Origin of the sequence: Halothiobacillus sp. (genome assembly GCF_028710545.1) — a bacterium.
Lineage (GTDB): Bacteria > Pseudomonadota > Gammaproteobacteria > Halothiobacillales > Halothiobacillaceae > Halothiobacillus.
On sequence record NZ_JAQTTX010000045.1, the window covers coordinates 1 to 20,931 of the forward strand.

General features: G+C 56.7%; 21 protein-coding genes. 5 read left to right on the forward strand and 16 right to left on the reverse strand.

Features of this window, described 5'->3' with window-relative positions:
• The 9 genes from PHD44_RS09615 to PHD44_RS09655 form a co-directional block, all read right to left on the reverse strand.
• Window positions 1-253: hypothetical protein (locus tag PHD44_RS09615; protein ID WP_300190928.1), on the reverse strand; the 253-nt coding region annotated here is incomplete at its 3' end.
• The gene (locus PHD44_RS09620) at window positions 254-1,078 is read right to left on the reverse strand and encodes a biotin--[acetyl-CoA-carboxylase] ligase (protein ID WP_300190932.1); all 825 of its coding nucleotides are present in this window, start codon (window positions 1,076-1,078) and stop codon (window positions 254-256) included.
• Window positions 1,078-2,874 (reverse strand): M61 family metallopeptidase, encoded by a 1,797-nt coding sequence (locus PHD44_RS09625; protein ID WP_300190934.1) that lies wholly within the window; start codon window positions 2,872-2,874, stop codon window positions 1,078-1,080. Before PHD44_RS09625 ends, PHD44_RS09620 begins: the two co-directional genes overlap by 1 nt.
• Before the next feature lie 4 nt (window positions 2,875-2,878).
• A complete protein-coding gene (locus tag PHD44_RS09630) occupies window positions 2,879-3,439 on the reverse strand; it encodes a peptidylprolyl isomerase (protein ID WP_300190936.1) in 561 nt (186 codons plus the stop codon).
• 57 nt (window positions 3,440-3,496) lie between these two features.
• A complete protein-coding gene (locus tag PHD44_RS09635) occupies window positions 3,497-4,411 on the reverse strand; it encodes an AEC family transporter (protein ID WP_300190939.1) in 915 nt (304 codons plus the stop codon).
• Between the two features lie 30 nt (window positions 4,412-4,441).
• Complete coding sequence (locus PHD44_RS09640) at window positions 4,442-4,822, reverse strand: thioredoxin domain-containing protein (RefSeq protein ID WP_300190941.1); 381 nt, start codon at window positions 4,820-4,822, stop codon at window positions 4,442-4,444.
• Window positions 4,823-4,998: 176 nt separating this feature from the next.
• Window positions 4,999-5,589: an LON peptidase substrate-binding domain-containing protein gene (locus PHD44_RS09645; RefSeq protein WP_300190944.1), complete on the reverse strand. Its 591-nt coding sequence runs from the start codon at window positions 5,587-5,589 to the stop codon at window positions 4,999-5,001.
• 34 nt (window positions 5,590-5,623) lie between these two features.
• A complete protein-coding gene (gene mpl / locus PHD44_RS09650) occupies window positions 5,624-6,991 on the reverse strand; it encodes a UDP-N-acetylmuramate:L-alanyl-gamma-D-glutamyl-meso-diaminopimelate ligase (protein ID WP_300190947.1) in 1,368 nt (455 codons plus the stop codon).
• A gap of 51 nt (window positions 6,992-7,042) precedes the next feature.
• Window positions 7,043-7,570, reverse strand: a complete 528-nt coding sequence (locus PHD44_RS09655) for a hypothetical protein (RefSeq protein WP_300190950.1) — start codon at window positions 7,568-7,570, stop codon at window positions 7,043-7,045.
• 155 nt (window positions 7,571-7,725) lie between these two features.
• Between PHD44_RS09655 and recQ the strand changes: the two genes are divergently transcribed.
• Window positions 7,726-9,555 (forward strand): DNA helicase RecQ, encoded by a 1,830-nt coding sequence (gene recQ / locus PHD44_RS09660; RefSeq protein ID WP_300190952.1) that lies wholly within the window; start codon window positions 7,726-7,728, stop codon window positions 9,553-9,555.
• A gap of 87 nt (window positions 9,556-9,642) precedes the next feature.
• Here the strand turns inward: recQ and PHD44_RS09665 are convergent, their stop codons facing one another.
• Window positions 9,643-10,791 carry an FAD-dependent oxidoreductase gene (locus PHD44_RS09665; RefSeq protein WP_300190954.1) on the reverse strand — a complete coding sequence of 383 codons (1,149 nt, stop codon included), beginning with the start codon at window positions 10,789-10,791 and terminating at the stop codon, window positions 9,643-9,645.
• Window positions 10,788-11,507, reverse strand: coding sequence for an MBL fold metallo-hydrolase (locus PHD44_RS09670; RefSeq protein ID WP_300190957.1), 720 nt, complete (start codon window positions 11,505-11,507; stop codon window positions 10,788-10,790). Before PHD44_RS09670 ends, PHD44_RS09665 begins: the two co-directional genes overlap by 4 nt.
• Before the next feature lie 209 nt (window positions 11,508-11,716).
• Between PHD44_RS09670 and PHD44_RS09675 the strand changes: the two genes are divergently transcribed.
• Window positions 11,717-12,733 (forward strand): phosphotransferase, encoded by a 1,017-nt coding sequence (locus PHD44_RS09675; protein WP_300190959.1) that lies wholly within the window; start codon window positions 11,717-11,719, stop codon window positions 12,731-12,733.
• On the opposite strand, the gene PHD44_RS09680 is transcribed toward PHD44_RS09675, so the two are convergent.
• The gene (locus tag PHD44_RS09680; protein ID WP_300190962.1) at window positions 12,715-13,302 is read right to left on the reverse strand and encodes a DUF4124 domain-containing protein; all 588 of its coding nucleotides are present in this window, start codon (window positions 13,300-13,302) and stop codon (window positions 12,715-12,717) included. The two genes, PHD44_RS09675 and PHD44_RS09680, sit on opposite strands and share 19 nt — an antisense overlap.
• A 422-nt stretch (window positions 13,303-13,724) precedes the next feature.
• On the opposite strand from PHD44_RS09680, the gene PHD44_RS09685 reads away from it, so the two are divergent.
• Window positions 13,725-14,273: a sterol desaturase family protein gene (locus tag PHD44_RS09685; protein WP_300190965.1), complete on the forward strand. Its 549-nt coding sequence runs from the start codon at window positions 13,725-13,727 to the stop codon at window positions 14,271-14,273.
• Between the two features lie 7 nt (window positions 14,274-14,280).
• On the opposite strand, the gene PHD44_RS09690 is transcribed toward PHD44_RS09685, so the two are convergent.
• The 4 genes from PHD44_RS09690 to PHD44_RS09705 all read right to left on the reverse strand — a co-directional run bounded on the left by PHD44_RS09690 (window position 14,281) and on the right by PHD44_RS09705 (window position 18,985).
• Window positions 14,281-16,815 carry a thioredoxin domain-containing protein gene (locus tag PHD44_RS09690; RefSeq protein ID WP_300190968.1) on the reverse strand — a complete coding sequence of 845 codons (2,535 nt, stop codon included), beginning with the start codon at window positions 16,813-16,815 and terminating at the stop codon, window positions 14,281-14,283.
• Window positions 16,799-17,569, reverse strand: coding sequence for a putative DNA-binding domain-containing protein (locus PHD44_RS09695; protein WP_300190970.1), 771 nt, complete (start codon window positions 17,567-17,569; stop codon window positions 16,799-16,801). The genes PHD44_RS09690 and PHD44_RS09695 overlap by 17 nt, the downstream gene beginning before the upstream one ends.
• Window positions 17,566-18,438, reverse strand: coding sequence for a DUF692 domain-containing protein (locus PHD44_RS09700; protein ID WP_300190972.1), 873 nt, complete (start codon window positions 18,436-18,438; stop codon window positions 17,566-17,568). The genes PHD44_RS09695 and PHD44_RS09700 overlap by 4 nt, the downstream gene beginning before the upstream one ends.
• Window positions 18,439-18,715: 277 nt before the next feature.
• A complete protein-coding gene (locus PHD44_RS09705; RefSeq protein ID WP_300190975.1) occupies window positions 18,716-18,985 on the reverse strand; it encodes a hypothetical protein in 270 nt (89 codons plus the stop codon).
• A 428-nt stretch (window positions 18,986-19,413) separates the two neighbouring features.
• Here PHD44_RS09705 and PHD44_RS09710 point away from each other — a divergent pair, with 428 nt between their 5' ends.
• Together PHD44_RS09710 and PHD44_RS09715 are read left to right on the forward strand one after the other, a co-directional pair.
• Window positions 19,414-20,025 carry a sigma-70 family RNA polymerase sigma factor gene (locus tag PHD44_RS09710; RefSeq protein ID WP_300190978.1) on the forward strand — a complete coding sequence of 204 codons (612 nt, stop codon included), beginning with the start codon at window positions 19,414-19,416 and terminating at the stop codon, window positions 20,023-20,025.
• A 1-nt stretch (window position 20,026) separates the two neighbouring features.
• A complete protein-coding gene (locus PHD44_RS09715) occupies window positions 20,027-20,716 on the forward strand; it encodes an anti-sigma factor (protein WP_300190981.1) in 690 nt (229 codons plus the stop codon).
• Window positions 20,717-20,931 lie beyond the last annotated feature (215 nt).

Sequence of the window (20,931 nt, forward strand, 5' to 3'; positions counted from 1 at the left end):
ATCGGGCACGACTTTTGAGCCATTGCACGGGCACATCGGCGTAATTCGCGACCAGTGTTTCTGCCAGCCATTGCCGCAGCGATTCCGAGGCGACTGATGCAATAACGAACTTTGAAATAGGGCCCTTACCCACAGACGCCGTCAGTTGCTCCGGCCATTGCGATTTTTCAGCCCAGGACAGTGCCTTCGGCTTGCCTTTCGGGCCGACCTGCCACTTGATTCGCGTGTTGCCCGCGTCGATATAGCACTTCACTCAGCAGCCCTTATCTTGTACTAATCGCACACTGGTCGATCCACCGATCGACCGGGATTCCCCGGCATCGGATACGAAACTGAGCTCGCCATTGAGTTTGATATCACCCGCAAGCCCTGTTTCTCCGGCCTCACCCGCTTGCCACAATTGCACACGACGGCTCGAAAGTGCATTCCACTGATTGGCTCTTCGCATGGATTCCGGCCAAGTTTCCGGGTGCCGGGCGGCGTGTATCGCAACCATGATCAATTGCTCGGCCAATGCCTCACGATCAATCGACAACAGCTCGCCATCTTCGAACAAACCCGTCACTGAAGGCACCACGCCGGTTTTATCCTGGGGCAGATGCGTTGGCGCCAACCAATTGATGCCCACACCGATCAACCAATAGCGCGCCGTACCCACACCCATCTGCTCGACCAGCAAGCCGCCGACCTTCCGATCGCGACACCACAGATCGTTCGGCCATTTGAGCCTGATATCGAAACCCACCGCATTCAGCACACGAATCAATTCTGATGCGACAACCAAGCTCAGCGGGGGAGTAACCTCGGCCTTGCACGGCACCACGGGAACCGCACAGGAGAACCATAAACCCGACCCCAGCTCGCTACGCCAGTGGTGACCATGACGGCCCCGGCCAGCGGTTTGCGTTTGAGCCACGCAAATCGACCACGATGCGCCTGCCGCCGCCTGTTCGGGCCATTGCGCGCGCAAATAATCACTGGTTGAATCCACGGAAGGCAGAACGACCGCTGCCGCCTGTTCAACAAACGCACGTTCATCCAGTCGCAGCCGAAGTGCATGAAAATCGAACGGCACCATCACGAACTCGCCGAGGGCAAGGCGGCAAGCCAGTCACGCCGACGTGACAACGCCTCGGGTTCAACCGCCGTCACCTCGGAAGCTAGTTGCAAGCGCCATTGATTAAGCACGGGTTCAGACAGCACCAGCGTCCATTGATGCAAACGCCCCTGCCGGAAGCCCGTCAATTGCACCGAATCGCCCGCCCGGTAGCGACGAATTCGATTCCCCCAGTCGGCGCCACTCGTGGCCAGGCCATCCACCGCGATAATTTCATCACCAGAAACCAATCCAGCCTGAGCCGCAGGCCGATCTTCGAATACCACTTGAACCTTGGCGACGCGCGGATCATCGCCGCCTATGATCGCACCTGCATCAACCGATGACAGAGCCGGTTCAGCCACGGGCTCGGCATTCACGCCGAACCGGGCGAGCAAGGGGGCAAAATCGAGCGGTTCAGTACCGCGCAGCGCCTGCTCGAAGAAATCGCCGAGAGACAACGCACCGATACGCTCGATGAATCGCTCGACGGCCTCGCCCTCTGGCAGCGGTTTTGCGCCGAATTCGCGCCAGATCTCGCGCATGACCGCAGCCAGGCTGCCGCCATGCAAGCGAAGTTGCAAATCAAGCATCAACGCGACCAGTGCGCCACGGGTGTAATAGCTGACGATGGCGTTCACGGCGTTTTCATCTTGCTGATAAAACCGTGTCCAGGCGTAGAAACTTGATTCTTCCAGCGTTTGCCGCGACCAGCCCTTGCCGCGCACCGCACGGTTGATGGTTTGCGCCAAGGCCTCGAGATAAGCTGATTCCATAATCAAACCGGCACGGCGCACCATCCAGTCATCGAAATAGCTGGTGAATCCTTCGAACAACCACAGCAAGCGGGTATGCGCCGGATGCGCCAAAGGCAGTTGCGTAAAGGCATCCGGGCGGATGCGTTTGACGTTCCAGGAATGAAAATACTCATGGGCGCACAGGCTTAAAAACCGCTGATAGGCCGAGGTGACCTCCGTTTCACCAACCAAAGGCAAATCATCGCGCGGGAAGATCAGCGCCGTGGAATCACGGTGCTCCAAACCACCAAAACCCTGACGATCCAGCGCGACCAGAAACAAATATCGAGAAAACGGCGCTTCGCCGAAAAAATCGATTTCGGTGCTGCAAATACGGGACACATCCTGAGCAATGCGAGCAAAATCGGTTTTAGGGTGCGGATGACTGAACACCATGCGATGCGGCACGCCCGCACTGACCCAGCGCACTACTTCGAACACACCCATTTCCACGGGGAAATCGATCAACGCCTCGTAATCATCTGCACGGTAATCACCGAAGCCGCGATCATCGACCGCCACCTCCGGCAAGGTCGTGGCAACGCGCCAGTGCGCCGGTGCGCCTTCAAATCGAACGGCATGGGGCTGGTGTTCGAGCCCGTGTACCCGCAAGAAAATACTGCTACCGTTAAAAAACGCATGATCCGGATCGACATGGGCGGTACGAACGGAAAAATCGGCGCAGTACACCTCAAAACGCACCTCGATCGCCTGATCGCACGTCGGCAACTGCCAGGTCTGCTGATCGAGCGGCGTGATGGCGACCGGCTGGCCCGTGACGGTACGCGCCGTCATGCCGACCAGGTTCTTGGCAAAATCCCGGATCAGATAACTACCGGGAATCCAGGCAGGCAAGCTCAGCTGCCAAGCTGCCTCGCCGGAAGCAGCGGTACCCGAAGGCAAGCTCAGGCATACGCCGATGTAGCGCATATGAGCACGGGAAAAATCCAGCCGGTAATGAACTGTCGGCAGATTAGCCACGGCCTCAACCACGGGTTTCGCCCTGCTCTTTTGTCGAATCCACTTCCTGTCCACCTTCCCAGTCGCCCATGTAGGTTGAATCGCCCACCATCAGGTGATGCCCGCCGGGGTGAACGCGCCCGTGCTTGATTTCATCGGGATGGCCCATCCGCAACGCACCGACCTCGACATCGAAATGCAGCCGCAAACCGGCCAGAGGGTGATTGAGATCGACGGTCACTTCATCGCCGTCCACCGACAGGATCAGCATTTCAATCCGTCCTTCTGGTCCCAGCGTTTCGACCATATTGCCTTCGACCAGCTCGACGGCCGGGTCGAAACGTGAACGCGGCACCTTGATGACCGCGGTTTCATCGTGCAAGCCATAGGCATCTTCCGGCTCGATGCTGATCTGGCAACGGTCACCCTCCTTTTTGCCAGACAGCTGGTTTTCTAGCGCGGGAATGAGGTTCCCGAAACCATGGATGTATTCGAAAACGCGCGTTTGGGTCGCATCAATGATCGCGCCGTCGTCGTCCTTCAGCACATAATTCAGACGGGCAACGACATTTTTTTCAATCTGCATGAACAAAACTCCTCAACAGGCCGTACCGATACGCCCGATCGGAACGACACGACGGTTTTACACCAATAAATAGTGCCATAACGGCAGCGTGACCAACACCAGCAAGATGGAGGCAGTGGCGGTTGTGGCGTACATTTCGGTATCCAAACCAAAACGATCGCACAGTACCAGCCCAAGAATCATGACGGGCGTAGCGGCTTCCAGCACGACCGCGACGCGTAAATCGCCGGTTAGATGAAGCGCAGTGACGACCGCCAGCACAATCAATGGCATCAAGATGATTTGAATCAAGAGCGCCGGGCTGACCCGCCACAAATGCCGGGGCGTTAAGGTTGAAAGCCGCAAGCTCATCCCTAATGCCAGCAGCATGATCGGCACAACCGCTCCGCCCATTCGACCTAAAAATCCTTGTGCCCAATCGGGCTGCGGCAAACCAATCAAGTTAAAAACAGCACCAAAGATGGCCGCCCAGAGCGGGGGCACCAACAGCAACGATTTGATCGGGTGAACCACTTCATCATGCTGCCCAAGCCGAGCGGCGAGCAATAACCCAACCGAGAGCAACAACGGCGTGCAAGCAAACAAATCATATTGAATGGCAATTGCTTTACCCGCATCGCCATACAGGCTGCTTAACAAAGGCAGGCCCATATAGGTGGCATTCGGGAAACTGGCTGCCAACACCAGCGCACCCAGCTGCCCTCGAGTCAGCGTCATGAATCGGGCCGCTAAAAACATCGCCGCCATGGAGACCAACACCCCGGTCGCGGCCGCCAACATTATTTTGAATGTATCGACACCGAGCGGCGCGCGCCAAAGCACATCCAGCACGAGCGCAGGCAGAAAAAAGTAATAAACCGACGTTGTCAGCGCAATTCGGGCGCGATCTGCCGTTAGGCCGCCGACGGGATAATAGCGCCACAACACACCCAGCCCGATGGTGAACGCCATCTGGGCAATGACACTGAACATAACTTCGCCTCGAAAATGATCAGACAGGCATTACTGCTGCTGTTGGCTCTCGGACTCGGCTTTTTCGATTTCCTGACGGACCACATCCATATCGAGTTCCTTGACCTTGCCGATCAATTCATCCAGAGCCGATGCAGGCAAAGCCCCAGCCTGATTGAACAGCAGAATCTGCTCACGGAAGATCATCAGGGTCGGGATGGATCGAATCTGGAAGTACGCACCCAATTGTTGTTCGGCTTCGGTGTTTGCTTTGGCGAAAGCCACGCTGGGGTTTGCCTCCGCCGCTGCCTCGAATATCGGCGCGAACGAACGGCAAGGGCCACACCAGGGCGCCCAGAAATCGATGATCAGGATATCGTTTTCCTTGATCAGGTTATCGATATTGGCGAATGTGGCTTCGTGAATAGTCATTGGTGGTTACTCCAAGGGTTGAACTCATAAGGATAGGGATACAAAGGCACGAAAAGATTCGGGATTGCCTTTCAGAGGCGCTCCAGCGCGACGCGCAAACAGCCGCCACGATCACGGCTGAGCCTCGTATCTTCGGGCGTAGAAACACGAAAGACGGCTTTCAGCTTACCGGATTGTTATTCGAAAGCGGCAATCATGGCAGAAAGATGGCGCACCGTCAGGTCGAGTCGCTCTGCGCCGAGTACGCGTTGCCGGTCTTCCAACTTGACGGGCAAGCGTTCAAGCAGGCGATACACGACCCAGACCGGGTCATCGAAAGGGGCATTCGGGTACCGTAGATCTGAGCTGTCCATGATGCGCGCCAGGAAATTTCGCAGACGCTCATCAGCATCCGACCGGGCCACCACAGTGGCCTCCGGCAACCACTCGACCTCGCCCCGGAACAGGCCGTCGCGCTCAGACCAGGAGTGCAGCACACGAAAACGCCCCCGCCCCAGAGCCTCGATATGCAACACGCCGTCGGACCCGATATCCGTATCGACGATCTGCGCACTGGCACCCAATTCATAGAATTCGGTGCAGTCATCATCGTCCTGGCGAACTTCGCACCCCTGCTTGAGCAGCACGACACCAAACGGACTGCCCTCTCGCAGACAGGTGCGCACCATATCGATATAGCGCGTTTCAAAAATGCGCAACGGCAGATATCCGCCCGGAAAAAGCACCGTGTGCAGGGGGAACAGAGGCAATACCGTGACGTCCTTCATACAACCATCACCTTCAGGAAACAATGGACTGACTTTAGTCCATGGATGCGGTTCGCGTCGCCAGCGCATCCAGCAGTCGCTGGTGGATACCATCGAAACTGCCGTTACTCATCACCAATACCTTGTCATCAGGCTGCGCCAGCGCCAGCACATCGGCCAGCACCGCATCCACAGTCGGCGAGAAACGGATTCGGGTGCCCAACGAAGCCAACGCAGCTTGCGGCGACCAACCCAGATTATCAGGGCTGTGGAACACAACCAGATCGGCACCGGCCAGCGCCTCGGCCAACTGATGTTGATGCACCCCGGCGCGCATGGTGTTGGAACGGGGGTCGACGACGGCAATCAGTCGCCCGGGATGAGAGGCGGCCGAGATCTGCTCCCGCAGTGCGGCAATCGTTTCTGTGATCGCAGTCGGATGATGGGCAAAATCATCAAACACGGTCACGCCCGCCACCGTTCCTCGATTTTGCAAGCGCCGCGCCACACCGACAAAACCCGCCAGCGCGTTCAACCCCTGCTCGGGCGGCACACCGGCGAATCGGGCCAGCGCCAGCGCTGCCAGGGCATTGAGCCTGTTGTGGCGCCCGATGATATTGGCGGGCATGTCGCCGATATGCTGACCATCCAACCAGATTGCCTCACCCACCAAGCGCCAGGGGCGTGCCGAGTCACGCGCACCGAACCGCTCGATGGGTGACCAGCATCCCTGTTCGACGACCCGTTCCAGCGAGGGCGTCGCATCGGCCATCACCACCAACCCCTTGTTGGGGACCAGTCGCAATAAATGCGCAAACTGTCGCTCGATGGCCGCCAGATCGGGGAAGATGTCCGCATGGTCGAACTCGAGATTATTCAGAATCACGCCGCGCGGGCGATAGTGCAGGAATTTGGAGCGCTTATCGAAAAACGCCGTATCGTATTCGTCGGCCTCGATCACGAAAAACGGCGTCTCGCCAAGCCGCGCACTCACCCCGAAATTGCCGGGCACGCCGCCGATCAGAAAGCCCGGTGCCATGCCCGCCTGCTCCAGAATCCAGGCCAGCATGGAACTCGTGGTCGTTTTGCCGTGCGTACCGGCAACGCCCAGAACGAACTTGTTGCAAAGCACTTCTTCTCCGAGCCACTGCGGGCCGGAACGGTAACGGAAAAAGCCGGAAAGCAGCTCGTCGATGACCGGCATATCCCGCCGCATCACATTGCCGACGATAATCTCGGCATCCTGCGGCAACGGGGCATTCATGTCCGTCTGCACGGGAATACCCGCCTTGGCCAACTGATCGCTCATCGGCGGGTAAATGGCATGATCACGACCGGAAACCTCAAAGCCCATCGCTTTTGCCAGTTGCGCCAGCGACCCCATGAACGTGCCCGCAATGCCCAGAATGTGTATCTTTTTCAACCGAAATTCCCTGATTTAATTAAACGTTTTGAACCCATCAATCCATTATCTTCAACCAAACACCAACGTATGCGCCCAAACCACACCGACACCGGCCAAAATAAAATAACCCAATGAGATCAATGCACCGAGCGCAGCACTCAAATCCAGCGCACGGCGAAAAATTTGCCCGACCACCAGCACATCCCAAACAAACAACGCAATAATCCACCAGCCGTTTGTGGCTGCTTTGCCGGGTGTGATCGGCATCAACCACCACAGCGCGGCCAACACCAGGCTCAACAAACCCAAGGCAGCATACAAAGCGGTCAGCAACTGTGCCAGACGCTCGGGATGTTTGCGCATGACGAGCCAACCCCAGGCGTATCCGGCCACAAGAATGGCATTAAGCACATTGTCGAAAAAGCCCTGGCCAAGCGCTGCTTGCAGGGATTCGCCCGCTGCCCGATCGGCAAACACCATCATCGAACCGGTCAATAAAAACCAAATAAACGCCCAAGTGGTCGCCTGCCAACCAGCAGGCATATCCTCCGGCCCGACGCGAAAGATCACCAATTGCAGATACGAAAGCCATGCCATAAATTTCTCTCTTTCTCGGGCACCCCGAACGGTTTTTCGAGGCATCCTATTTTTTGAACAACCCGCATTCGGACCGAAATGGTACACCGCTCGCATCACTGCGTAACGCTGCGTAACACAACCGATCAGACACGGGGTTATGTTTTAATGACCAGATGAATCCCAACGCCAACGCTTCACCCCTGCACATTCTTAACACGGTTTTCGGCTACCCCGCTTTTCGGGGGCCGCAGGCCGAGGTGATTGATACCGTGATGAGCGGTCGTGACGCGCTCGTGTTAATGCCCACAGGTGGCGGCAAATCGGTGTGCTATCAGGTACCTGCGCTCGCGCTGTCCGGCACGGCCATCGTCGTATCGCCGCTGATTGCGCTGATGCAGGATCAGGTGGCGGCACTGCGTCAGGCGGGCGTTGCGGCTGCGTTTCTCAACTCCACGCAAACAGGCGAAGAAGCGCAAGCAGTGCGAAAACAATTGCGCTCAGGCACGCTTGATTTACTTTATGTCGCGCCGGAACGCCTGCTCAATGCCGACACCTTATCGCTGTTGCGCGAGGTGCCCATCAACCTGATCGCCATCGACGAAGCGCACTGCGTCTCGCAATGGGGGCACGATTTTCGCCCTGAATACATCCGTCTGGGTGAATTGGGCGAATATTTTCCCGGCGTACCCCGTATCGCACTCACGGCCACCGCAGACAAAACCACGCAACAGGAGATCATCCATCGCCTGGGTCTGAATGAGGCACGGGTATTTATCAGCAGCTTTGACCGGCCAAATATCCGCTATCACATTGCGCAGAATCACGGTGGCAGCGCCCGCGACGCCCTGTTGCGATTTATCCGCGACAACCATGCCAACGAGGCAGGCATCGTGTATTGCCTGTCGCGCAAGCGGGTTGAAGAAATCGCTGACTGGCTGAGCGATCAGGGGCTCACCGCACTGCCATACCACGCCGGTCTGCCCGCCAACCGACGCGAACAGACGTTGCGACGATTCCTCGATGAAGACGGTGTCATTGTGGTCGCGACCATCGCCTTCGGCATGGGCATCGACAAGCCCGATGTCCGCTTTGTTGCCCACCTCAATCTCCCCAAAAGCATCGAGGCCTATTATCAGGAAACGGGTCGCGCCGGGCGGGACGGCCTGCCCGCCGAAGCATGGATGCGTTACGGACTGCAAGATGTGATCACCCTGCGGCAGATGATGAGTGAATCCAACGCGGACGAAGCCATCAAGCGGATCGAGCAACACAAACTCGATGCCATGCTGGGGTTATCCGAATCCACCGCCTGTCGCCGCCAGACCCTGCTCGGATACTTCGGCGAGCAGGGCACCGAACCCTGCGGCAACTGCGACAACTGCCTGACACCGCCGCAAATGTGGGACGCAACCCTGCCCGCCCGTCAGGCGCTTTCCACCGTGCATCGCACCGGGCAGCGCTTCGGCGTGAATTACCTGATCGACGTATTGCGCGGCAAGACCGACGACCGCATCACACAACTCGGTCACGATAAGCTCAGCGTGTTCGGCGTCGGCCACGCGCACACCATCGACATCTGGCGCAGTGTATTTCGCCAGCTCATCGCTCAAGGGTATTTAAGCGTGGATACGGAAGGGTTTGGCGGGCTGGCGCTTTGCGAACGCTGCCGCCCGCTCTTGCGCGGCGATGAAGCGCTCTGGCTCAGGCAAATAACCAAACCGGTCAAAATCAGCCGCAAAACGCGCGACCGCCCCGATTTCGTTTCCGACGAGGAAAGCGAACTCTGGGAAGCCTTACGCGCCTGCCGCAAACAACTGGCGACCGAACGCGGCGTGCCGCCTTACACCATCTTCCACGACACCACCTTGCTGCAAATGCTGCACGAGCGCCCCACAAATCTCGATGAATTCACCGAGATTTCCGGCGTAGGCGCACACAAGCGGGATACCTATGGCGCGGCATTCCTATCCGTCATTGCGCCGTTTGCCCGCCGAACACGCTGAGAACTTGCGAATTTAACCCGGACAAACAAAAAGCCGCGGTTTGCCGCGGCCTGATTCAATATCGATCAAAAAACGCCTCAGAGTGGATCAGCGGATTGACCGCAAATACCACCATTCAAACAGGCGCTTGGCGTAATGCAATAAACGGCACGGCGGGGTGATGAACTGACGTTTTTCGTTGCGGAACACCAGAACGGCACGATCGAGCATATCCATCACGCAGATCAATTCCCACTTGAATGTCTCGCTCGCGGGCTGTCCGGCTAGTTCGGCCAACAGGTTATGGGCGGCGGCCACCGCCATTAAATCGGCCATGTGCGCCTGTTTCGGCGCCCAGTCCGGCGCGGGATAACTACCCGAATCGCCGACCACATAGACCTTCTCGAAACCCACCACCTTGGTCGTGGCTTCCGCTTGGATCATGCCACCGGGCGATTTGGGGAACGGCGCATGCTCCAGCCAGGCCGGGCCTGTCATGCCGGGCATGAACAGAATCAGGTCGGCGGCAAATTCGCCTGCTTCGGTCACCACCTTGTCGGCCTCGAAACGCTGCATCTTGGCACCAAGGCGGGCTTCGATGTCGAATTTTTTCATGCGCGCCAAGAGGTTATCAACAGCAGATTCGCCCAGGCGATTACCGGGGCGATTGGACGGATTGAAAAACACGATTTTGAACTGATCGCGTCGGCCCTGTTTGCGCAACAGTCGATCAATACCGAACAGCATTTCGAACATCGGCCCGCCGCGCACGGCGGAGGGTTCGTTCGGGTTACCGCCAAAGCCGACCGCGATGGTACCGCCGGTCATCGAGGCAAGCCGGTCGCGAATGCGCTCGGCCGCATCAATGCCTTCACACACCGTGATGGCGTGTTCGATACCCGGCAATTTCTTGATGAAGCGACCGCCGCTGGCGATGATCAGGCCGTCATTGTCCACGCCGATCGTTTCCCCACCGTGCTCAACCAGTACACGACGGCCTTCAGCCTCAACGCCCACAACGCGACCCGGTTGGTAGTTCACATCCAGCCGGGCAAGTAACGGCTTCAAATCCACCATGATGTCGTCACGGCTTCGGATTTTGGCCGGAACCCAGATAAGACTGGGGTAGTACTGCATTGTCGGTTCGGGGGCGATCAGGGTGATGCGTGCGACGGGATTGGTCTTGCGCAGCGTCTTGATGGCGGTGACCGCACCGAAGCCCGCGCCGATGACGGTAATATTGGGTACCGGGGTCATGCGGCCTCCGTCTCGCCGGAGGCACGGGGCACGTCCGCACCGCCACACAAGCTGTTGGCGGGCACCGCAACGTCGATCTTGCGCGGTTTGGGCAGGTTCAAGGCATTCATCTTCGCAACGAAGGCCGCTTCGTCGAGCCCGGCAATATACGGATTGATGGTTTTCTCCTGACCGACCGAACTCACCCGCTTGCCATTGTAATCATGTGCGGGATATATCAAGGTTTCATCGGGAAACGCGAGCAGCTTCTGAATACTTTGATACAGGCGCTCGGGCGACCCTTGTTGAAAATCCGTGCGGCCACAGGCATCGATCAGAATGGTATCGCCGGTGAACAGGCGGTCACCCCAGCGGTAACTGGTGCAGCCATCGGTGTGCCCCGGTGTCGCAATGGCGTGAATGGTAATCGAATCCATCTCGATGGTCTCACCATCGGCCACCAGGCGATCGGCGCAATCGAGACCAGTGCCCTTGCCGGCGATGAACTGGGCATCGGTTTCATGGCGCAATCGCCCGCCACCGGTGATGTGATCCGCATGTACATGCGTTTCCAGAACGTACTTCAGATTCAGCCCCAATTCGTCCAGCAAGGCACGATCACGCTCGTACTGTTCATGCACCGGGTCGATCAACAGCGCGGAGCGGGTCTGCTCGTCCGCGATGAGATAGGTGTATGTTGAGGTCGCTTCATCGAATAACTGTCTGAACATGGCCATGTTACCCCCCGAATGGTTTTATAGGCGTATTAGTTATTTTAGACCCAAAATTCCCAATTGACCAAGTCGTTTACAAGGTTTGATAAGCGACACCCTCAAAACGCCCCACGATTCCCTTCATCGCTGGCACATAAAAATCATGTAAAACCGGATCACATCCAGACCAAACCCCGCTATGCTGTCCTTCTCGTTCCCAGCACTGATGAATCATGCCGCCCAGACAACTCAATACCGCCGATGAACGCATCGCTGCCTTGCTTGATTTCGTTCGTTCTCACTTTCCAGACGCCCCGGTGCCCGCTCTCGCATCCAGCGATGCCAGCGCTCGACGCTACTGGCGCTTGCGGCTCGCTAACGGAGAGACACGTATCATTATGGATGCGCCACCACCGGGCGAGGACGTCCGACCATTTATCGACGTGCAGGAACGCCTGACCGATTCAGACGTCGCCGTACCAAGCATTTTCGAACGCGATACCGAACAGGGTTTCCTGGTTCTCGAAGACCTGGGGGATTGCACGTTCTTCCAATGGCGGCACGGTCATTCGACTAACGCCGTCAACGCGCGACTGGAAGAGGCGGTTCGTCTCCTGGGTCCGGTTGCAGGAAGCGAAACAAGCGACCTCCCCCGTTTCGACACGGCCATGCTGAACCGCGAGATGGATCTCTTTGTGGACTGGTACATCACGCACTACCACGGCACGGCCTTCAATGCCGGGCAGACCGACCAATGGCAACGGCTACGGAACATGATCAGTGATCGACTGCAAACCATGCCGCAAGGGTTCGTTCATCGGGATTACCACAGTCGGAATTTAATGGTGCAGGATGACCGGCTCGTAACCATCGATTTTCAGGATGCCGTGCGTGGTCCGCTGCCCTATGATCTTGTCTCCCTGCTGCGGGATAGCTACATCGACTGGCCGGAAGAACTCGTCAGTAAACTACAGGAGGTTTTCTGGCAACAATGCCCGCCGGATCTGCGCGCAAGGTGGTCGCTTGAACAGATGCGCAGCGACTTCGCGTGGGTTGCCGTGCAACGGCATCTGAAAGTGCTGGGCATCTTCGCTCGCCTGAGCATCCGCGACGGCAAGCATGGCTATCTCAAGGATTTGCCATTGACCTGGAAGCACCTGCAAAAGGCTCTGGCGCAGTTGCCCGAATTATCCGGCCTGGCCGAACTGATCGCGCCGTTCAGCCCGAAGGATCAAGGTCGTACCGGCTGAAAATTAGAACCGCTTGAACCCGGCGCACCGCCCGGAAATTGCCCCGAGATACCGGGGTCTTTGTACACATAAGGCACCGGTGGCGGAGTTGGATACGAACGAGGCGGTCGATAATGATCATGTCTTGAGCCCACACCGGCCGACCAACCATCCCCGCGGCCCTTCAGCCACCAGCTCACGCCACTTCTCGGGTAGTAACCGGGATAATAGCCCGGCAGCGGATACCCGATGATGTCCGGTTCATCCGTAGGCACGGGCTGATCGGCCTGCGCCTTTGCCCGCGCTGCCGCGCGGGCTGCCGCGATTTTTGCAGCTTCCTCCCGCTCTTGTGCCTGGCGTTGATCGTACTGATTCGCCAGTTCCTTGATGCCCTTCGTATCCGCCCCGGTACCTGCATTCGGCGCAGAAATCACTCGTTCCTTCGCATCACTGCCGCAAGGAGTACCGGAAAAAATTACTGTGCCGTTTTTATCCTTGCATTGGTATACCGTGGCATCCTCCGCCCACGATGACATGGGTAAAAGCACCGCCATCATGCCCGCTACGATCATGGTTTGCCTGAATTTCATGGTCAGCCCTCCGACCTGTATATACGACAAATATGGGGCAAGCGGTTCGACTCCACAAGATAAGCAAACCGGCAAACGCAAAACTAAAGGGCACATCGAAAAACCTACTGCGCTGTCCGATTGCAGCGTCGCGTGCTCGTTCGCGCCTCGCCTATCTACTTGATATGTCTCGTTGCTCACTGCGCGGCTCCTTGCACTCGAACATGCTCATGACGGTTTTTCGAGGTGCCCTAAAAAACAAGACGCACAAAGAAAAGTATTGTTTATGTATGATAAAATTTAGTAATGTTATCGTGTCGACCTTGTAACCGAACTTACAGAACAACCGTGACTCTCATGGCGTATAATCTTGCGATTCTCGGCATGGCCAGACCGTGAGTTCACGACCCGACCTCATCAACATTGACAGGATGTGATAAAACATGAGTTTTTTGAGTTTTAAATTGGGCAAAGTGGCTTACAACCTTGATCTGGCGGCCTACCTGATCGCACCGTTCCTCGCCGTCGCCTTGATCTTCTATTTTGGTGAGCGATCACAGGCGATTGCCATACTGGTTGCCACGCTACTCGGCTTTGTCAGCTGGACGTTTCTGGAATATTCGCTGCACCGTTTCGTTCTGCACCACGCCCAGCCATTCAAGTCCTGGCATGGCGAACACCACCAGAATCCGACCGAAGCCGTGGGCACGCCCACCGTATTGAGCCTGCTGCTGATCGTGGGCATTATCTTCGCGCCCGCCGTGGCCCTCGCCGGCTGGCAGATCGGTGGCGGATTCGCCACAGGCCTGCTGATCGGTTACAGCATCTACACCTGGGTTCATCATGGTGAACATCACTGGCACCGTCGCGGCAAGTGGTTCAGAAAACTCAAGCGCGCTCATGCCATCCACCACTATGCCCATGAAGATTGCAATTACGGCGTCATCACCTCGTTCTGGGATCGACTGTTCGGCACTTACTGCCAGAAATAATCAGTCGTCATCCTTGCGCCGCGCCCATGGGCGGCAACCAGAGGGACAGATGCTCCGGTGCAAGGCATATCCTGTCACTGCATGCCTGTATCTGCACCGAAATCCGTACCGGCCCGGATACCACGGGGTTCAACTTAATTGCAGCCACAACCGTGCCCGTATAGAGATTCAACGGGGCCGAGCTGAAAGCCAGTTTCACTTCCCGCCCCGGCGGGTAATGGATGCGCCGAACACGATCGGCGGGTTCTACCAAGATGGCGGTGGGAATCAGGCCCGGTGAGGCGAGGTGGGCGTTGCTGTGCCAAGGCGAGGTGTACTGTAACCGCAGGTCGGCGGCATCCGGCGCGGAGCGGGTCAACTCGATGCGTATTTTGCCGTTGGCTGTGAAAACGAGGGCGCGAACCGGACCTTGTCGAGCGTCGGACAACCCCGTCAGCAAGCCGGTAAATGCCGTCGGGTCGCGGACAATCAACCCGGAAAAGCTCGCCAGAACCTGATCGGCGGTTTCCCTGTAGGCCGGATCACCCGTGCGTTCGGCCAACGCCAACAGGAGTGCAAGAACCTGAGCGTTGCCCGCTGGTTCTGCGCCATCGTCAATCGGGCGTAGCGGCAAATTCAGCACGCCACCCTCTGCATCCGTTCTCGACTGCCCGGCTGCGTGATCGTAAAACCCGCCGTTCGGTGAAGAAAAATCGCGCTCGATAACCCGAGCCTGTGCCTTGGCTTCGGCCAGCCAGTGCTTTTTGCCGGTGGCGTCATACAAGGCCACCAGCCCCAGAGCGAAATTCGCATGATCGGCCAGATCCGCCTGCCCGCTGGCCGCGCCCCGGTTGTAGCTGTGCGCCAGCGTACCGTCTGGCAAGCGCATGTTTTGCTGAATAAATTCGGCCGCCTTTTGTGCCGCATCAATGAATCTTGGCGCGCCGAGCAATCGTCCGCCGTCGGCGAGTGCTTCAATCAGCAGGCCGTTCCAACCGAGGATGCGGTTTTCATCACGCGACGGCGCAGGCAGCGATTGCCGCGCGGCCTGTAATTTTGTCCGGATTGCCACCATTTTGGCCGTCAATTCGGGCACGTCCATGCCTTCTGTCCGCGCCAAAGCCGCCTCCGCCACCGCACTACCTCGATGCGGCACGCTGCGGCCTTCCACGGTGCCGCTTGCTGTGATCGACCAGTAACGTTCAGCCAGACGCGCCTCATCGGGTGGCAACACCTTGGCCACTTGCGCTGGCGTCCAGGTATAAAAATAACCTTCTTCTTTTGCCGCGCCCGCTTGATGGCCGACGGCACTATCCGCGCTCAAGGCGGCAATGAATCCGCCATCGGCGGCGCTCATATCGCGGGTCACAAAATCGAGCGTGCGTTCGGCCACTTGCCAGTCACGCGCATCACTCAAAACCAACCCTGCCTTGAGATAGGTTTGCGCCAGCATCGCCTGATCGTAGGCCATCTTCTCGAAATGCGGCACCTGCCAATCCGGTGTGGTGCTATACCGGAAAAATCCGCCACCGATCTGATCGAACAAGCCGCCGCGCGCCATGTGCGTCAATGTCAATTCAAGTTCAGCCTGCAAGGAACGCGACTGATCGGCTGATAATCGCCCCCCGCCCCGCGCATGGGCCAGTTGGTCCAGCAGAAACAGGAGCCGTGTCGCCTGCGGGAATTTAGCGCCATCGCCAAAACCGCCTTGAAAGGGATCGAACTGCGCCGTCACGGCTTGCACGGCCTGCTCCAGCACGGTGTCGTTCAATGCCGCTGCCTTCGCCTGCTGATCGAGCACTCGCCGCATCAGCGCGGTCAACTTGACAGCATCCTGGTCAATTTCCGGGCGGCGGTCGCGCCATGCCTGATCGACGTTTTTCAGCGTCGCCAGAAACAGGGGTTCCGGTTGATACAGGCTGGTGTAGAAGGGTCGGCCATCCGGCAGAGCGAACACGCTGGCCGGCCAGCCGGTTTGCCCCTGATTCACCAATGCCACAGCGATTTGATATCGCTGGTCCAGCCCCGGTTGCTGCTGACGATCGACCTTCACGGCTATGAAATTGCGATTCAATTCCCGCGCGACCGCCGCCGATTCGAAACTCTCGCGCGCCATCACATGGCACCAATGACAACTCGCATAGCCGATCGACATGAACAGCGGTTTGTTCTGCGCCTTGGCCGCTGCAAACGCCTCCGGGCCATAGGCATACCAGTTCACGGGATTGTGGGCGTGTTCGAGCAGATAGGGGGAATCGCTTAAAATCAGGCGATTGGTAAACATCGGCAGGCCTGCGGCATTGAGCCACCGGGTGTGCCAATCGGGCGCTTTTTGCTCCGGTTCATGCCCTTTTTGCCGGGCTTGTGCTGTGCGTGCTTGATCGAGTTTTTTTTGCAACCCGGCTGGAAATTCAGGCCAATCGACATCAGGGCGAGTGATTTCCTCCCTGGCAAGCGCGGGCGCTGCATTGGTAGCCGGAACAATAATCGACACGAGCAAGACCATACCTGCCAGCATGAGCCGTACGAAAGCGTTAATCAAAAACTCAGGCTGAAGATGCATTTTCCTTGCTGCCTGATGCCGGAATCAAAACACCATCGGCAATCCAGTCGGTCAATTGTGCCCGCGCAAACCCGGTCAGGTTCTCTGGCGCGACATTGAGCTCTCGGGCCAGTTGCGCCAATGATGCACCGGGCGTTGCACCCGAATGAGCATCCAGCAGCACGAGCCAACGCGCGCTGGCTGCTGATAAATAATAAATTTGCACCACACCGGCATCATCCCGCTGGATCCAGAGCAACGTCGGCTCGGCGGGCACTGCATCAAGCGAAAAATCGGCCTGATTCACCGGATAGACGCTTTCAAACAACACGCCCTGAGGGTGCGGCTGCCAGGCAGCATCGAAGACATCATCGGGCAGCGATTCGGTTGCTTCGGGTAGCGTTATATCCTCCGCCATGCGGCATTCATGCAAGGTCGCCTCAAAGGCGGCCAGTTCCAATACGGGCTCGGGCAAGGCGACCGTGGTTTGCTCCTGCAGAAATTCGAGGAAGCGCGCGGGCACATCCACCAAATAAGGCGAGTGCTGCGGCACGGTAGAGAAGAATGTCCGCACCAACTCCTGCCACTGATCATCAGCGATATGGGCGCGCGAACGCTCGAAGGTGTTTTCCAAAATGCCATCGATGTTATTGAAGAACAGTTGATGGTATAGCTGCATCCGCTCCGGATCACAGCCTTTGGGCACGGGCGCGTGCGCCGGATCGCGGATAAAATCGGCAAATTGCGCCTGTAACGCCAGAAAGTCCGTGGTCATGCGTTGGCGACCATGACAGGTTCACGATCATTTCTTGGGGCAAGCCCTAGCGCATCGTCCGCCACCGAACGGATCTTTTTGATTTCAAGCATCAAATCAGCCAGCGGCGGAATATCAAAATCCCGCTCCAGCAATGTCGGCACGGCACCAAAACGGCCATAGGTATGCGCCAGCAAATCCCAAACCGGGTCAGCAACCGCAGCGCCATGCGTATCCACAATCAAATCGGAGGCAAGTTGCAAGTGCCCGGCCACATGCAGGTAACGCACGCGTTCAACGGGCAGCGTATCCAGAAAGGCTTTCGGGTCGTAATGATGATTCACGCTGTTGACGTACACGTTGTTGACATCGAGCAACAAATCGCAATCGGCCTGCTGCAAAATCTCGGTCAGAAAGTCCAACTCGTTCATCTCGGCATCGGGCGCGGTGTAGTAAGACACATTTTCCAGCGTCAATCGCTGCCCCAGAACATCCTGCACCGCATGAATGCGCTCGACCACATGGCGCACCGCCGCCCGCGTGAACGGTATGGGCATCAAATCGTACAAATGCGCGTTATCTGAGCAAAATGAAAGATGTTCGCTATAGATAACCGGCTGATATTGATTGATGAACTTTTTGAGCGCGTGGACAAAATCACGATCCAGTGGCGCGGGGCCACCCACCGAGAGCGACAAGCCGTGCAAGTAAAGCGGGTAGCGCGACAACAATGCTTCAAATTGCCGTTTTACCGCTCCACCAAGACGCATCCAATTCTCGGGCGCGACTTCCAGAAAATCCAGCTCAGGCTGCGTTGCCTCGATCTCACGCATCAAAGAACCACGGCGCAAACCAATGCCCACGCTCACTCGATCCGATTGTGTGTTCATCAGGATTTACTCCTCTGCCTCACCTTGCGTGCTGGGCACCAAGGGCTAAGAAAACTCTGATTAATTCAGAGCTTCACTAAATACAACCTGCAAAGTACTTGAGAATTTGAGCAAAAAGCTTAAAGCACTTTGCAGAATGCTTTTATCGATTTTAGATCACCGCCCGCGATCCTGTCGCGGGCGGTGCGTGAAGCTGCAGTTGCTGTACCTCGGCTAACGAAAACTTTTCATCACTCTGATATCAGCGCGGTTGATCTTCACAACAAAAAGCGGGTGATTACTTTTTCATGTTCGCACCGCAAGATGAATCAGATTTCTTCATGTTTGCACCGCATGAGCTATCGCTTTTCTTCATGTTGGCCCCACAAGAAGAATCACTTTTCTTCATGTTCGCACCACAAGAGCTGTCGGAAACCTTCATCAAGGTAACACCTTGTTGGCCAGCTTGCTGTGCATTAAAAGGGTTGGCGGTGGCAACGCCTGCAACCAATGCGGCAGACAGAGCAGTTGAGGCGACGACAGTAGCTTTCAAAGTACGGGTTTTCATTGCAAATCTCCTGGAAACAATCAAATAGAAACAATCGGAAAATGCGATTTAAGTACACAACGAGAAGTTATCCCGTGTTCCATTTCGAATCATGAAAAAACAAGTTCGAAATCCGCGTGATTCACACCACGCAATCTGTCTACGTGACAACGCGCGTTTTGGATGCACTTTTTTTACTGCATCCAAAAATCGATACTCTGCGTAAATACACAAACGCCATCAGAATGGAGCCTAGGAGCCTGTCGGACTTTAGGAATCGTAGCGAAAATCAAGCTGGGCGAGGGCAGATTTTGCCGCTTTTGCAGGGTAATAGCGGTTTCTATTGCCCCAAAAAGCGGTGAAATATGCACCGTTCAGATGGATTTGCAGCCGATTTCCCTAAAGTCCGACAGGCTCCTAGCCATGGAAAAAAGAGTGAAGCAATCAACATGAACAGCAAACAAAATAGGTCCGCATCCCAAGACAGGTATGATCAAGAATTGCTTGCCCAATGGCTTCTGGCAACCGCAAACGGCGACCGAAGTGCTTTTCAAAAACTCTACCAACATACCTCAGGGCCGCTGTACGGCTTGTGTCTTCGCATTTTGCGCGAAGAAGGCAGAGCACAGGAATGTGTGCAGGATGTTTTTCTCACCGTATGGCAAAAAGCGGAACGCTTCGACCCTGATCGCGCGCAACCGATGACCTGGCTGGCCGCAATTGCCCACCACCGGGCAATCAGCCTGCTGCGACGGTTCAATCGCGAAGTGACCACCGACGACTGGGCAGATTACCTGGTGCTGGCAGATAACCCGACGCGCGAGCAAAGCGTTGCCGGTGAACACAGCCCGGAAGACTGGCAATTGATGGATCGTGATGTGCTGGAGCGTTGTCTGAATGAGCTTCGAGCCGAACCGCGCCACGCGATTCACAAAGCATTCTGGTTTGGACACACCTACCAGGAAATTGCCGACGAATTAACCACGTCACTCAGCACCGTCAAAAGCTGGATTCGCCGAGCGTTAATTTCCTTAAAATCCTGCCTCGGGCTGGTGAACTGATATGAATGACATCACAAAAAACGATGGCACCGAGAACATCGAATACATACTCGGCCTGCTGGATCAAGAAACGGACAGGCGCATCGAACAGCAGATAAAGGCGAACCCCGCCAGTCAGCGTGAGGTCGCAACGTGGTCACTCATTATCGCGCAACATTTGTTGCCGCAGTGCGAAGCGCGCCAGTTACCCGGCTGGGTGTGGACTCGAATCGAACGCAAGCTCGACGAAAAAGCCGCAGATGTTGGCCCCTCTGTGCGGCAATGGCGCATGGCCGCCGCCATCGTCACCATGATCGGTATCGGCCTGCTCGTCGGTGTTTTTGTACCGCATCAACCCGCCATGAACGCTGATTCAATCGCCATGATGCCCATGGCAAAGGGCCAGCCAGCCATGTGGGAAGCCAAGGCAGATACGACAACGCAGCAACTTCAAGTCACCTGCTTGACAAATGCCGATCAACCAATGAATAAACAAGCCGTTCTATGGTTAATTACCCCGCAAGGACAAACGGTAGCTGTCGGACGTTTGCCGATGAAAAAAGGAGAAAGCGTCACGGTACGCCCTGCACTCTGGCGCAATACGATTACACAAACCAAACTCGCCATCAGCTTAGAACCCACTGGCAAGCCGATTGGCAACAAGCCGGTCGGCCCGGTTGTCTGGCAGGGGGATTGGAGCAAAACATCCTGAGGGCATGTCGAAAAAATCCGCGCGTTCAGTTTCTTGAGCGATTGATTTCAGTGCTGCACTCACCTTGGCGTGCTTTGGTCACGGATGGCTATAGTGGACCCCGAATTTAAGACAGTAGATTAAGCTGTTGTCCGAAGCGAAATAGGAAGCGGGCGATGGGTGGGACGAAACGAAAAGTATTTGGGGCGGAATTCAAGGCCAAAGTTGGACTGGAA